At 60.2% G+C, this 14,546-nt stretch carries 11 protein-coding genes and 1 pseudogene; 7 read left to right on the top strand and 5 right to left on the bottom strand.

Translation table 11 applies throughout. The annotated features are described in order from the left end of the window. The first annotated feature begins 8 nt into the window (after window positions 1-8). Window positions 9-944: an SMP-30/gluconolactonase/LRE family protein gene (locus tag PQR53_RS30465; protein WP_408462504.1), complete on the top strand. Its 936-nt coding sequence runs from the start codon at window positions 9-11 to the stop codon at window positions 942-944. Window positions 945-1,022: 78 nt separating this feature from the next. Here PQR53_RS30465 and PQR53_RS30470 read toward each other — a convergent pair whose 3' ends face one another. Next, window positions 1,023-1,220, bottom strand: coding sequence for a tautomerase family protein (locus PQR53_RS30470; RefSeq protein ID WP_408462507.1), 198 nt, complete (start codon window positions 1,218-1,220; stop codon window positions 1,023-1,025). Between the two features lie 181 nt (window positions 1,221-1,401). Next, a complete protein-coding gene (locus PQR53_RS30475) occupies window positions 1,402-1,824 on the bottom strand; it encodes a hypothetical protein (RefSeq protein WP_408462510.1) in 423 nt (140 codons plus the stop codon). Between the two features lie 820 nt (window positions 1,825-2,644). On the opposite strand from PQR53_RS30475, the gene PQR53_RS30480 reads away from it, so the two are divergent. Beyond that, complete coding sequence (locus tag PQR53_RS30480) at window positions 2,645-4,195, top strand: methyl-accepting chemotaxis protein (protein ID WP_408462513.1); 1,551 nt, start codon at window positions 2,645-2,647, stop codon at window positions 4,193-4,195. Between the two features lie 78 nt (window positions 4,196-4,273). Here PQR53_RS30480 and PQR53_RS30485 read toward each other — a convergent pair whose 3' ends face one another. Both PQR53_RS30485 and PQR53_RS30490 read right to left on the bottom strand, forming a co-directional pair. Beyond that, entirely contained in the window at window positions 4,274-5,671 is a 1,398-nt protein-coding gene (locus PQR53_RS30485; RefSeq protein ID WP_408462516.1) for an amidase, read from the bottom strand. A gap of 77 nt (window positions 5,672-5,748) precedes the next feature. Continuing rightward, window positions 5,749-6,594: an ABC transporter substrate-binding protein gene (locus PQR53_RS30490; protein ID WP_408462519.1), complete on the bottom strand. Its 846-nt coding sequence runs from the start codon at window positions 6,592-6,594 to the stop codon at window positions 5,749-5,751. 491 nt (window positions 6,595-7,085) lie between these two features. Between PQR53_RS30490 and ggt the strand changes: the two genes are divergently transcribed. Both ggt and PQR53_RS30500 read left to right on the top strand, forming a co-directional pair. Next, window positions 7,086-8,693: a gamma-glutamyltransferase gene (ggt, locus tag PQR53_RS30495; protein ID WP_408462522.1), complete on the top strand. Its 1,608-nt coding sequence runs from the start codon at window positions 7,086-7,088 to the stop codon at window positions 8,691-8,693. A gap of 202 nt (window positions 8,694-8,895) precedes the next feature. Beyond that, window positions 8,896-9,951: a threonine aldolase family protein gene (locus tag PQR53_RS30500; RefSeq protein WP_408462525.1), complete on the top strand. Its 1,056-nt coding sequence runs from the start codon at window positions 8,896-8,898 to the stop codon at window positions 9,949-9,951. Window positions 9,952-10,143: 192 nt separating this feature from the next. Here the strand turns inward: PQR53_RS30500 and PQR53_RS30505 are convergent, their stop codons facing one another. Then, window positions 10,144-11,094, bottom strand: coding sequence for an oxidoreductase (locus PQR53_RS30505; RefSeq protein ID WP_408462527.1), 951 nt, complete (start codon window positions 11,092-11,094; stop codon window positions 10,144-10,146). Between the two features lie 549 nt (window positions 11,095-11,643). Here PQR53_RS30505 and PQR53_RS30510 point away from each other — a divergent pair. The 3 genes and pseudogenes from PQR53_RS30510 to PQR53_RS30520 form a co-directional block, all read left to right on the top strand. Continuing rightward, window positions 11,644-12,951: an MFS transporter gene (locus tag PQR53_RS30510; protein WP_408462530.1), complete on the top strand. Its 1,308-nt coding sequence runs from the start codon at window positions 11,644-11,646 to the stop codon at window positions 12,949-12,951. A gap of 1 nt (window position 12,952) precedes the next feature. Then, window positions 12,953-14,008, top strand: coding sequence for an amidohydrolase family protein (locus PQR53_RS30515; RefSeq protein ID WP_408462533.1), 1,056 nt, complete (start codon window positions 12,953-12,955; stop codon window positions 14,006-14,008). 208 nt (window positions 14,009-14,216) lie between these two features. After that, window positions 14,217-14,360, top strand: a pseudogene (locus tag PQR53_RS30520) (transposase); the annotation flags it as partial. Between the last annotated feature and the right edge of the window lie 186 nt (window positions 14,361-14,546).

Here is a 14,546-nt window from a genome sequence, read left to right on the forward strand (position 1 = left end):
TCAGCGCTATGTGGCAACAAAGTGAAACCTATCCCGATCCCGCAGTGGAAGTGCTCGATCCGCGCTTCCTGAAATATCGCATCACGAACGCGGCGGTCGAGCGGCTTGCGACCGGCATGCGCTTTGGCGAAGGACCAGTGTGGTTCGGCGACGGCCGCTTCCTGCTGTGGAGCGACATTCCGAATAACCGCATCATGCGGTGGGACGAGGAATCCGGCGCAACCTCGGTATTTCGCAAACCCTCGGGGTACGCGAATGGCAATACACGGGACCACCAGGGGCGGCTCATCACCTGCGAGCACGGCAACCGGCGCGTGACGCGCACCGAGTACAACGGCACGCTGACCGTGCTGCTCGACCGCTTCGACGGCAAGCAGCTGAACTCGCCGAACGACGTGGTCGTGAAGAGCGACGACAGCGTCTGGTTCACTGATCCGCCGTTCGGCATCTCTAACAATTATGAGGGTGTCAAAGGCGAGCCCGAACTGCCGACCAACGTCTACCGCCTCGACCCGGCCACCGGCCGGGCGGAGGTGGTCGCCGACGACATCGTCAATCCGAACGGCATCTGCTTCTCGCCCGACGAACGCCGCCTCTACATCGTCGAATCGGGCTCGAAGCCAAGGCGCATCCGTGTGTACGATGTCGAGGACGGTCGGCGCCTCGTGCACGGACGCGTGTTCGTCGATGCGGGCGAGAACGGCGCGCCAGACGGTTTCCGTTGCGACACGGACGGTAACCTGTGGGCCGGTTGGGGCACCGGACCGGGGTTGAACGGTGTGATGGTATTCGCGCCGGACGGCAGCGCGATTGGCCGCATCGCTCTGCCCGAACGCTGTGCGAACGTCTGCTTCGGCGGAGCAGCACACAACCGGTTGTTCATGGCGGCCGGGCAGTCACTGTACGCGCTCTACGTCGATACGACTGCCGCGGTCGCAACCTGAGCGCGCCGGCGGATTACTTTCGCGCCCGGTCGGCGGCGCTACGCACACCGGGCGGTCACGATGCAGATTGATGCGGGTTCAAGCCGTGCGCTGGCGCTCGCTGAACGGAATGCCGCCTTTTGACTTGGAGTCTGCTGGAGACTCCACGATCTGCACGACAACCTGTTCAGCGAGGACACCGAGGCTGTCAACCACAGCTTTGGTAATCCCCGTCATCAGTGCTTTCTTTTGCTCGGGTGAGCGCCCTGCTACTGCGTAAACAACGACTTCCGGCATGACGTACTCCAGTGGATTGGCAAGGTACTGCAGGCGCAATCATAACGTCACTGGGCGGCGTGTGCTCAAGCCTGTGCAATAGAAACGCTGCATGAATGCTAGCGGCTTTCTTTCAAAAAATTCCTTCGTGCAGGTACCCCTGGTTCCACTTACTCCGGCCAACCTCATCGGCATGGCGGGCTCACGCGGCGTTCGTGAGTCGGTCGGCGTTGAGGCCGAATTGGCGCGCGATCGATTGCAGCCTGTCGCCCCATTCCCAGAAGCCGAAGACGTCATGCACGTTTTGCAGGCAGCTCAGCAGGCTGACCGTCTGCGGGTCGTATACGTTGATTTTCGAACGCAGTAGCGCTCTTTTCAGCGCGGCGACGCCCACATCCATATAGGCCGGCACTTCGTTCTTTTGCTTGCTGACATAGTGAATCGGCACCCCTTCCATTGCTGTCATGTAGTCGCGTGGCTTGATGAAGTTGCCGATCGGACAGCCGCCGCAGTACCCGCGATACGCGCCACCGCCGCGCGGCAGGAGCGCTGTTCCACGCTGCTGAAAAAGATGCCGGACCGCCTGGTCGAAAATGAATTGATGGCTTAAAAATTCGAGGGTCATTCGGTTCTCCTGCCGCACTCGAGTTTGCACAGTAGTCGGTTCTTGCTGCGTTCCGACAACGGTCCGTCGTAGCGACGGGTGTTGAGTTGGATGCGGGGAAGTGTGACTACCACGGCCTGTGACGACCGCAATCCGAAGACAACCCGCTCGCTGGTTCTGTCTGAGTGAGAGAAGAGTAGGTTTTGCCGGAGCGCGAATCTACTCTACGGTGGGATATGCCAATGCCGCGTTAGCGTAATTTGCTTATACGGAGGTATAAGCGCGGTGGCCAACGCCACGAAAACCCGCGATCCAAGGCCGTTCATTGATAAATAAAAATTAAGACGAGGTTAAATTCATCTGAACTATAGATGTGAAATTGCAGATAGACTTCGCACCCGGTTTTCCTCGGTTGTCGGGACGTTCGTTTTGAAGGCTCAGGTGAAAAAGGGTCGTGGGCCGATGATTTTATAATAGGCAGGATGCCTTATTGAGTCACGTAATGTGGTATCGCGATCAAAATGCCGCCCATCGAACAACCCATCCACACGCTTCTTGCGCATTACCACTCATCAGTCCATTGGTCCCCGCAACTTCTGACCGAGTCACCTTCGCTATTTACACCAGAGCCGCCGTGACAAAATGAAGCGCCGTTTCAGCTCGGTGCGTTACCTGCAACGTTTCACTTCAGTTCACGACCAGGTAGCCAATCTCCTTTCCACAAGTTAGCACTCGGGAAATTATGCAGACGATTGCGATCGTCTCTAAACCTATTTAAGTACTTGCCGTAAGCAAGCATGAACGGCTGTGATCTGCACAGCGGCGTCTTTGGGGAAGAAAAATGAAAGCGGGGAAAGCAGTGATTTCGCTGCAGGTGCGTATTGGCTTGACGATGGGGTTTCTTGCTGTCTTGATGGTGGCGATCGGTGTTCTGGGTTTGCTCGGCACCAGCCGGGCCAATCGCGCGAACCAGAATACTTATGAGAACAAGCTGACCGCCGCGACGAACATCGGCAACGCGGAAATTTATATTGCCCGTACTCGCCTCGTGCTGGACCGCGTCGCCTTGCATCCGGATGATCCGAAGGATGCCGGCCTGATCGAACGTGCCAACGGCTATTTCAACGAGTCGGAGCAATGGTGGCAGAAGTTCGTCGCACAGGCGCACGAAGCCGACGAGGCAAGCGTGATCGATGATGCGAGCGAGCGGCGCAAGGCCATGCGAGGTGGTATTTCCGCATTCATCGATGCGATCCAGGCGAATGACCATGTCCTGGCCGACAAGATCACAATGACGCAATTGGGTGATCTCTTCAACGACATGAACATTGCGAACCAGAAAGTCAAGCTGACGCTGTACACCAATGCCAAGAGAAATTACGAGGCGGCGGAGTCGAGCTTTCACACGTTCATTACGCTGTCGATTCTGATGATCGTGGTCGGCGTCGTGTCCGCCGGTCTGAGTTGGGTCGCACTGCGCCGCGCGATCATGAGTCCGCTGAACCAGGCGCTCGAACATTTCGATGCGATCGCAGAGGGCGATTTGACCCGTCGCGTCGAAATCGCCAAAGAGGATGAAATGGGCACGCTGCTGCGCGGCGTGGAGAAGATGCAGACGAGTCTCGCCAGGACTGTGCGAGCCGTGCGCGGCAGTAGCGAATCGATTGCGAGCGCAACGGCGCAAATCGCTTCGGGCACGATGGACTTGTCTTCACGCACCGAAGAGCAGGCGGCATCGATCGAGGAAACCGCAGCCAGCATGAGCGAATTGACGGCAACGGTGAAGCAGAACGCAGATAGCGCTCGCACGGCGAGTTCGCTCGCCGATAGCGCCTCGCTGGTCGCCACCCGCGGTAGTGAAGTGGTCGAACGTGTGGTCGGCACCATGGGCAGCATCGACGCGAGTTCCCGCAAGATCGCCGACATCACGGGGATCATCGAAGGCATCGCCTTTCAGACCAATATTCTTGCACTGAACGCGGCCGTTGAAGCCGCGCGCGCGGGCGAGCAGGGACGCGGTTTCGCGGTGGTCGCCTCGGAAGTGCGCAGTCTCGCGCAACGCTCTTCGTCGGCGGCCAAGGAGATCAAGGATCTGATCGCCGAATCGGTACAGACCGTGACGGTCGGCACTGAACTCGTGGCGGACGCGGGCAAGACGATGCAGGAAGTCCTGCATGCCGTGCGTCAGGTCACCGATATTGTCAATGAAATCGCAGCCGCTGCGGAAGAGCAGCGTTCCGGCATCGAACAGGTTGATACCGCCGTCAGCCAGATGGATTCCATCACGCAGCAAAACGCCGCGCTCGTCGAGCAGGCGACTGCCGCCGCTCAGGCGCTCGACGAGCAATCCCGTAACCTGCACGGTTTTGTCGATGTGTTCAGGCTGGCCTGATTTTTTTCGTTCGCCCGCGATTTCAAATACCAGGTGCAACAAGCCACGGTGACCAGTGGCTGAACTAGCGCTCGCTGCTCATTGCCCGACAGCGGGCGGCATCCGCTCATGCCAATCCGTTGCCTGCTGATAGGCCTGGCCGATACGCAGCGCCAGCGATTCTTCATATTCACGGCAAACGATTTGCAGCGAGCTCGGCAAACGCTCGGCAGTGAAGCCGTTCGGCAGGGAAAGCGCGCACATATCGAGAAGATTGACGAAGCGCGTGAGGCGGGTCGGTTGCCCGTTTTGATCCACCTCGTTGAGCGGTATGGCCGCCGTCTCCGCTGTCGGGGTCAAGAACGCGTCCACCCCTGCCATCGCGGTTTTCATCGCCTGCTTCATCTGGTCCCGGCGTTGCAGCGTTGCCAGATAATCCTGAGCCGAGATGCGGGATGCAGCAAGGATGCGAGAGCGGACCACTTCGTCGAGCGGCTGGCGCGGATCCTCGACGACATGACTGTGGGTGAAATAAGCCTCCGCCATCGTGATGCTGGTCATTGAAATGAATTCAACGAGACTAAACGGCAGAGCGATATCGACGATCTCCGCGCCGAGCCCGCTCAGTACCGTAAGTGAGCGGTCGTAAGCGTCCAGCACATCGGCCGCCACACCTGCCCTTTCCTCGGACGGCAGGCGTGCGAGCCGCAGACCGCGGACGCCATGCTCCAGCGTCGAGAGGGGATCGGCCGGCAGGTGGCCGCGCGTGCGAGGATCGAGCGGGTCGGGGCCCTGCAGAAGATCGAAAAGCAGTGCCACGTCCCGAACTGTACGGGCCATCGGACCGGGCGTATCAAGGGTGGGGCTGAGCGGCAGGATGCCATTTGTGCTGATTCGGCCCATCGACGTTTTCAGCCCGGTAATGCCGCACCACGCAGCGGGCTGGCGAATCGAACATCCGGTATCGGTGCCCAGTGCCCAAGGCGCGAGGCGTGCCGCGACGGCGACGCCGGAGCCGCTGCTCGAGCCTCCTGGCGTGCGCGGCACTTCAGCGTCCCACGGATTCCACGGTGTGCCGCGATGCTGGTTCATCCCCCACGCGCCACAAGCGAATTCCACCGTGTGCGTTTTGCCGAGCACGATCATCCCTTGGCTCACCAGGCGACGCACGACCGTTGCGGTCGCCGTCGCGCGATGATCGAGCCGGCTCGCGGAGCCGCCTGTCGTGATCCGTCCTTCGATGTCGATGATGTCTTTGATGCCCACCGGGATACCGTGCCAGGGGCCCACGGCATGGCCCGAACGAATCGCCTTATCCGCTGCTTCGGCGGCGAGTCTCGCCTCTGGTTCATAGACCTCCACGAAAGCGTGCAGTTTCGGGTTGTGCGTTGCGATACGCGCGAGAAGGGCATCCATCAAGTCCACAGGCGACAGACGCCGTGCCGCGATTTCGCGCGACAGGACATACGCGGGTGCGAGAGCAATATTGTCAGTCAAGTCAGAATCTCCACTTCATGCCGAGTACAGACCCTCGACGGGATGGTATGGGCAGCGCGGAGCGCCGCACTTCGGTCTTATTGCATATTAACCAGAGTCAGATCGGTGAACCAGGACTGCGCGGGGACGAAGCCGTGCACCCTTTTGCTGAACGCGCGCGGGTTCAGATCGTGCACGATGTACTGCCAGGGCGGGTCGTCCACCAGGCGTTCATTCGCTGCGCGGTAGGAAGCCGGTGGCGGCACCTCGATCCAGTCCACCTGACCCGAGCGCAGCGCCGCCAGCCGGGTATTGGCCTCCGGCACCGGTAGCAGCAGCACGGAATCGAGCTTCGCCTTGTGCGCCGCATCCCAGTAGCCGTCCCAGCGGGCCAGCGTGACGGATTGGTGCGGCACCACCCGGGCGATGCGAAACGGCCCCGTGCCGGCGGCCGGCAGCGTGGCGACACGGCCCCAGTCATGTCCCGCCTTCTCGAACGAGGCCGGCGAGGTGAACAGAATGTAGACCACCATCGAAGGGAAATACGAGGCCGGCGTGGTCGTGGTGAGCGCGACCGTGCTGTCGTCGATTTTCCTGTAGCTGGCCAGCAGCGGCACGCGCGAGCGCGTGATACCGGCGCCTCCCGCCTCGAACTGCGGGCTGTTGCTCTTGAAGTAGCGGTCCAGATTCCAGATCACCGCATCGGCATTGAAGTCGGTCCCGTCCTGAAACTTCACGCCGTGCCGCAGATGGAAGATCCAGGTCTTCTTGTCCGGTGACTGTTCCCAGCTTGTGGCCAGGCCAGGACGCAAGCTGGCAAGCCTATCCGTATGCGACAGGTCCCACAGGATCAGCCCTTCAAAGACCGGATAGCCGAGGAAGCGCATGTCCTCCCAGCCGTTATTGGGCATACCGGTCGTGGTCGGGATATCGGCAGCCGTCATCGCGATGCGCAATGTTCCCGCAGCCCAGGCTTGCGACTGCGACAGCAGCGCCGACCAACGCTACAACCAAAGCAAAAATAGAACGACGAAAGATCATCACGGACTCTCGGATAGTCATGGTGTTAAAGCGACACTCGCGGGTCGACCCTAGGCGCGCACATCTATGGCCGCGCGCAACCCGTCGGACGCCGAATTGGGACGGAATGGTGTGAGGGCAGTACGACGTAGGGACGAAACGGGTTGCGCGCCAGGCAACGCGTCGCCTCTCCCAGGACGTGGCCAGATTCTGCGCAAGGGCGCATATGCACGAGATTGCAGCATGTCGCACCGGTGAGGTGCTTTACGGATGGATGACCACTGGCGTGGGTCGTCAGCGGTTTGACGCATAATGCTTTTTGAATGCAAAATGCATCTACATATCAGATCACGATACTGCGTGCTGCATCGCGACCTGACCGGCACGGCACACTAGCTACCTGTCTCGAGAGAATATGCAAGCGGATCAAAGCGCTTTTTGGGCCTTCCCGTACACCTCACAGCGTTTTCCGCTGCTCGCCGGAAACGTCGTCGCCACGTCCCAGCCGCTTGCCGCATCGGCCGGCTTGCAGATGCTGGTACGCGGCGGCAATGCAGTCGATGCGGCGCTGGCGACGGCAATCGCCCTCACGGTGGTTGAGCCGTGCAATAACGGCATCGGCGGCGATGCGTTTGCCCTCATCTGGGATGGAAAAAAGCTTCACGGCTTGAACGCGTCGGGCCGCGCGCCGGCCGCATGGACCCGCGAGTATTTCTCGAAATACAAGGAGATGCCGAAACGGGGCTGGGACTCGGTGACCGTGCCGGGTACTGTCTCAGCGTGGCGTGCCGCGTGGGAGCGCTTTGGCAGCCTTCCGTTCGAAGTCCTGTTCGAGCCGGCGCTACGCTATGCGCGAGAGGGTTTTTTCGTTTCGCACACGGTACATCGCCAATGGAAAAAACAGATCCCGGAACTGATCGACCAGCCGGGCTTCCGCGCTGCATTTGCTCCCGCAGGCCGTGCGCCGGCTCAGGGAGAGCGCTTCATTTGCCCTGGGCAGGCCAATACGCTCGAGCGAATCGCGCGAACCAAGGGCGACGATTTTTACCACGGCGAACTCGCCAGCGCGATTGCTCAGTACGCGCGTAGCACGGGCGGCGCGCTTACCGAAGCTGACCTGGCCGCGCACCAGGCGGATTGGGTCGAGCCCATCAGCATCCGCTATAGAGACGTTGAACTGCATGAGATCGGACCGAATGGTCAAGGCATCGCGGCGCTGATGGCGCTAGGCATGCTTGAACATTTCGATTTGAAGAGTATGGATCCTGACTCCGCGCTAGCGATGCATCTAAAGATCGAAGCGATGAAGCTCGCGTTTGCTGACCTGCACGAATATCTTGGCGACGCAGAAGGCATGACGGAAGTCACTACCACTGATCTGCTCAACCCCGCCTATCTGGCAAAACGCGCCAAGCTGATCGACGTCGATCGCGCAGCGCCGGCTCTCGCCGGCAAACCAGATAGCGGCGGTACGGTCTTCCTCACCGCAGCGGACAGTAACGGCATGATGGTTTCGTTCATTCAGTCGAACTTCAAGGGATTCGGGTCGGGTATCGTCGTGCCGGATACCGGCATCGCCTTGCAAAATCGGGGCTGGGGTTTCAATTTGCGTCCGGGCCATCCGAACGAAGTGGCGCCTCGCAAGCGCCCATTTCACACCATCATCCCCGGCTTCCTGACGCGCAGTGGCCAGCCTCTAATGAGCTTTGGACTGATGGGCGGATCGATGCAGGCCCAAGGCCATATGCAGATGGTCACCCGCATTGTCGACCAGGGACTGAATCCGCAGGCAGCGAGCGACGCGCCACGCTTTCGGGTGCTCGACGACAACCACGGCGTTGCCGTCGAATGGAACATGCCGCAGTCTACGATCGAGGGACTGGCCTCACGTGGGCATCCGGTCTCCGTCTCGCCGCGCTTTGATGTCGAGTTTGGCTGCGCGCAGGCAGCACAGCGTCTTGACAACGGCGCGTACGTGGCCGCGTCCGATCATCGCAAGGACGGATATCCGGTTGGATTCTGACGCAACACCAGCCGATACCCTGACTCTCCGTCCCCCGGCACCGTCCGGCGTGCATTGGCTGTCGCACTGATGAGGAGGCGCTGGCGCCGCGCATTAGCGACGCCAGCCAGGCGACTGACTGGCATGAGCGCTTGCCGCCCGCGCGGCCAGCCGGTACCGAACGTGTCCCTCCGCTACGCGGCTACGAACTGAACTGACTCAATTGAAACCTCATTGCATTGATCTTTATAGTGATACCCAGACCCGACCCACGGCCGGCATGCGTGCGGCTATGGCGCAGGCAGTGGTCGGCGACGAGCAATCCGACGACGACCCGACCACACTGCAACTGTGCGAAAAGGTAGCGGACCTGCTGGGCAAAGAGGCCGGCGTGTTCATGCCGTCGGGCACCATGTGCAATCTGGTGGCCATTCTTACCCACACCCGGCCAGGTGACGAACTGATTTGTGATCATCAATCGCACATCTATGGGACCGAAGCGGCGGGTGCGGCCGCGCTCGCCGGCGTGTCGATTTGTGCGTTGCCGTCGCCGCATGGCATCTTCGACGCACAGCAGGTCGTCAACGCGATCCGACCGCGTACCCGGACGGCACCCCGCTCGACCCTGCTCAGCGCCGAGCAGACGACGAACTTTTCTGGCGGCGCTGTCTGGCCCTTGGAGCAACTGCAGGCGGTGCGCGATGCTGCCGCCTCAAACGGACTGAAATGTCATCTCGACGGCGCCCGACTGCTGAACGCGACCGCGGCCACGGGTATCGCCGCTGCGGACTACGCCGCCGGTTGGGATAGTGCCTGGATCGACCTCAGCAAAGGGCTCGGCTGTCCCGTGGGAGCTGTCTTGTGTGGCAGCGCCGACTTTGTGCGTGATGCCTGGCAGTGGAAATATCGTCTGGGAGGAGCAATGCGGCAATCCGGCGTGCTCGCAGCCGCGGGGCTTTATGCATTGGAGCACCACATCGAGCAACTTGTGGCCGACCATGCGCACGCGCAATCGATCTGGCGCACGCTGTCGGCCTGCGATCTGTTCCGCTTCGACCCGGCGCAACCGGGTTCAAACATCCTGCGCTTTTCCTTCGACCCGGAAGCCATCAACGCCGAAAAATTCGCCGAACTCTGCCGGTCCGAAGGCGTACGTGTGCGTGCAATCGGAGGCAACTTCATTCGCGTCACCACGCATCTGGACGTGACCGCCCAGCAAGCCGCGATGGCGTCGCAAATCATGGTGTCCGTTGCGCGGGCGATGGCCATTCGCGCTTGAGCCCGTCTCACGCAGGACCCGATCCGATAACAAAACACCATGCGGGCAGCTTTTTAAAGGCCCAGCCGGATTACTCAGCATTCGTGGTGCCGAAATACATTCGCCAAACGATGGCGGCGAAATAATCGCAGCGCGTTTCGTCGGCTGGGTCGGCTGGTACACGCCGACGGCACCCGATCTGGCCGGGCCGCACTACGGGCGCAAGGCTACCCGAGTAAGCTCTTCGCACACTTGCCATAAGCGGCCGGCAGTCGAAGCGTCCGTTGCCTGTCTGGCGACGCTCGCCTCGCCAATCCTGCTTCCGCGTGCCTCCAGAAAGCCTTGTGGACCATAGTAGCCACCGTCGCTGACGTCACGCGAAGTAGCGGCGTAAAGGGTCGGCAGGGCACCTGCGTAATCGGTGTTCAGCACGGCGCCGATGAAATGGCTAAGAAGCTCGCGAGCAGCGCCTGAAATCGCGGAGCGATTACCGCCCCGAAATAGATTGGTGTTGGCGACGCCAGGGTGAGCGGCAACCGACATGATGGGCGAATTCGCCGCGCGCAAACGCCGGTCGAGCTCGAACGCAAACATCAGATTCGCGAGCTTCGACTGCCGATAGGACTGCATTGGCGAATACGTTCTCCTGGATTGGAGGTCGTCTAAATTGATCTGGCCATGCTTGTGCGCGATGGATGCGATCGTGACGATGCGCGGCCGGTCAGGCGAACCAGTCGCAGCGAGTTTGAGAGCAGGCATAAGGAGCGCAGTCAACGCGAAATGGCCGAGTACGTTGGTGCCAAACTGCAGCTCGAAGCCGTCGGAAGTCTCTAGCCGTTTTGGCGGCGCCATGACGCCAGCGTTGTTGACCAGAATGTGAATGGGGCGTTGCCCGGTTAGCTCCCTTTGCGCGAACTGGTGTACGGACTCGAGGGATGCGAGATCGAGAATCGCGAGTTCGGCACGAGCGTCCGGTGTCGCGGCGTTCAGACGGGCTAAGGCCTCTTCCCCGCGTTGTTTATCGCGGCACGCAAGTATGACTTGCGCGCCTTTGCGCGCCAGCGTCAATGCGGCATGGTAGCCAATGCCGCTGTTCGCACCAGTGATGAGAACCCGCTTGCCGATCTGAGGCGGAATGTCGGTTATGGTCCACTGTTTGTTCATATTGCTTCGGCTCGGCATAGTGATGGTCGGGTTCGAGCCTACCATTAGTGAGTCTGGGACGTCGCTATAGGCCAGGAAACAGTTTCGGGGAGGCTGGTCATCGTGGCCTGTTCAACGCAATAGAAGCGACCGGCCTGCGATCAGGCAGCAGGGAATACTTTTGGGCTTATTTATACGATGACCGCATTGACAGAGAGGCGGCCATCGACTTATAGTCGAGTAAGCGCTTACAATTTGGCCTGAATCATTCGGATTGCTTTCGATCGATCGGGTTGGCGAGTCGCGCTGCAAGGTCTCTGTAACGGGATCTAATCCGATCACGCGTCATCCATTGTTCGCATTCATTCCCGGCGATTGCCGGCTCTCTTCACGCATTGTGAGGGGACGTTTTAACCGGACTGTGATGCATTGCCATCGAGTAGGCCAGAGTCGGTATCATCTATTGTTAATACATAGTAAAACTAAGCGATTATTTGGCTATCCAGATGTCGAAAGCACGTTCGCCGACCGATCGTTCTGCCAGGGAAAGCCAATCACATTGGAGGAGACATGAGTTGGAAGGCCCGGTACTGGGTGTACCTGATGTTGTTCGTGCTGGCGATGATCAATTACCTGGACCGGGTTGCGCTTTCCGTAGGCGCCGGACAAATGTCGGCTGATCTATCGATCAGCAAGGTCCAGTTGGGGTATCTGTTCTCATCGTTCTTGTGGGGTTACACGCTATTCCTGCTGCCGGTGGGCCTTCTGATCGACCGCTTCGGCTCCCGCTACGTCATTGCGATAAGCATGACGGTCTGGTCTCTCGCGACCATGCTCACGGGAGCCGCCGGCAGCGTGGGCTCCGTGCTCGCCGCGAGAATGGTGATGGGCGTCGGCGAATCCAGTTGTTATCCGTCGGCGGCCCGGATCGTTCGCGAATGGGCGCCAGCCCGTGAACGCGCCACGGCGATGACCATCTTCAATTCGGGAGCTTATTTCGGTCCGGCGGTGGGCGCGTTCGTGCTGTCGTGGCTCGTGTCCGTCTCGGGATGGCGCTGGTCGTTCGCGATTTGCGGCGCGGTCGGCTTCATCTGGGTGGCGGTATGGCTGATCTTCTTTCGACAGCCCGAAAACACGGGATGGTTGAGCGTCCACGAACGGCAGACGATTGAACGTGAGCGTGAAACGACGGTGCAGGCGCGCGCCGATACGGCGCCAATCGGGCTGCGCCGACTGGTGCGTTCGCGAACCATGCTGGGACTGATGCTCACGCAAGGATGCAACGTCTATGCCCAATATCTGTTTCTCACCTGGCTGCCGAACTACTTGCAGACTGAACGCGGCATGACGCTGCTCGGCAGCGGAACAGCAATGGCGATGCCGTATCTGGGATCGATCGTGCTTGCGATGGCGCTGGGAATCCTGAGCGATCGCATGCTCACTGAAAAGGCCGTGGAGAGCGGACAGCGCAGAAGGCTCGTTGGCGCGGTGATGGTCGCGGGAGCGGTGATCGTATTCGTGCCAGTGGTTTCAAATGTCTGGATCGTTCTCGGCCTGATCACGATCGCGCTCGCCAGCGCATCGTCGGCCGTTGCCTTGAACATCGCCCTGCTGGGCGATCTGCTGCAGTCCCGCGGAGACCTCGGACGCGCCGTGGGCCTCTTGCTGATCGGTGGAAACGTATTCGGCTTTCTCGCGCCCATCGTGACGGGATACATCGTCCAGGCGACAGGACATTTCGCCGCCGCCATCGCCACGGCAGGCGCTTTATTCATAGCCGGCGCGCTGTCGTCATGGTGTCTCACGCATCGCGCCATCGGTGCGGGCGCTGCATCCACGACCAGCGGCGCCATGTCATCGCAACACGCAGGGAGCTGAAATGAGTCTGGAGAACGGCGGGCATCAACTCGCGAACACCCAACCTCCGCACATAACGATACGGCCCGACTGGCTGGCGTTGCATTCGGAAGCGGCGCTCGAGCCTGAGCGGCCGATCATCGATGCGCATCATCATCTGTGGCATTTTCCCGAGAAGAGCTACTTGAACGCGGACTTGCTCGACGACATCGGCTCAGGGCAAAACGTTCGCGCGACCGTGTTCATCGAGTGTAAAACGGGGTATAGAACGGAGGGGCCGGTCGAATCTTCGTCCGTGGGCGAAATAGAGTTCGTGCTGCGAGAGATCCGTGCGGCCGAAGAGCGTGGTGCGCGAACGAAAGTCGGCGCGGCCATAGTAGCCTTCGCCGACCTGTCCCTGGGCGCGAGAGTGGGTCCGGTGCTCGACGAACTGATATCCGTGTCGGGTGGACGGGTGAGGGGGATCAGGAATATCGGCGTCTGGCATGCCGACCCATCCGTTCGGGCGTCGGCGGCAACACCGCCGCCGCATCTGCTGATGGATCCGCGCTTCAGAGAAGGCTTCGGTCAACTGGCGCCGCGTGGCTTGAGCTTCGACGCCTGGGTGATCCATACGCAAATCGATGAACTGTGTTCCCTGGCGCAAGCCTTTGCGCAAACACGGATCGTTTTGAATCACGTCGGAGGACCGCTTGGAATTGGACCTTATCGGGGACGGCGCAGTGAAGTTTTTGATCACTGGCGCAAGGCGATGAAAACGCTCGCCAGTTTTCCCAACGTATCGATCAAGCTTGGGGGATTTGGCATGACTCTGTTCGGGTTCGACTTCCATGAAAAAGCTCGGCCGCCGGGATCCGACGTTGTCGCCGAGGCGATTCGGCCTTACGTGGAAACATGCATCGAATTGTTTGGAACGAGCCGATGCATGTTCGAAAGCAATTTCCCGGTCGACAAGGGCAATTTCGCATACGGGGTGCTGTGGAACGCGTTCAAGCGCATAACGAGCGGCGCTTCAGATGCAGAGAAGGCAAGCCTGTTCCACGATACGGCCGCCGATTTTTATCGGATCAGCGTGTGACAGGGAGTCTGCCAAGAGAGCTCAGCCGCATTTTCTACCGGTTCACCGGATGGTCGCCACTGAACCAGGCTTGCGATATGCGAACCTGGTTCGTGCTGTCGCTGGTCGTTGCCAGGAGCGGGTTGGCCGCCACCCATTAGTCCTTTACTAATCCCTCATAAGCCGGCGAACGCGTGAAACCCGACCGGCATGACGCCATCAAGCGCACCAGCTGATGGCCTGGGTCGGCGTGTGGCGATTGGAGCAGTCGTCGGGACGCAAGCGCCGGCAGCGCAGCGTCACCAAGACCGGTAACAGCTACGCCAGAAAGCTGCTGGTCGAAGCCGCGTTGAGTTACCGCCGCCCCGCCCGCCAATTTGCGGCGGAAGATGACGGCAGGCTCATGCGGCGGCCCTCTGCGATGCGGTATCCAACGCAGATATCAGTGTGATCCACCATCCACGCTATTGCTGCGGCACCGTCCTGGTTCCGTAAAGAAAACCTTTATCCCCATAGAAATAAATTTTGGTCATTGAGGAAAAAATGGCGTTTCATACTG

It is taken from the genome of Paraburkholderia fungorum (assembly GCF_046027605.1).
GTDB lineage: Bacteria > Pseudomonadota > Gammaproteobacteria > Burkholderiales > Burkholderiaceae > Paraburkholderia > Paraburkholderia fungorum_F.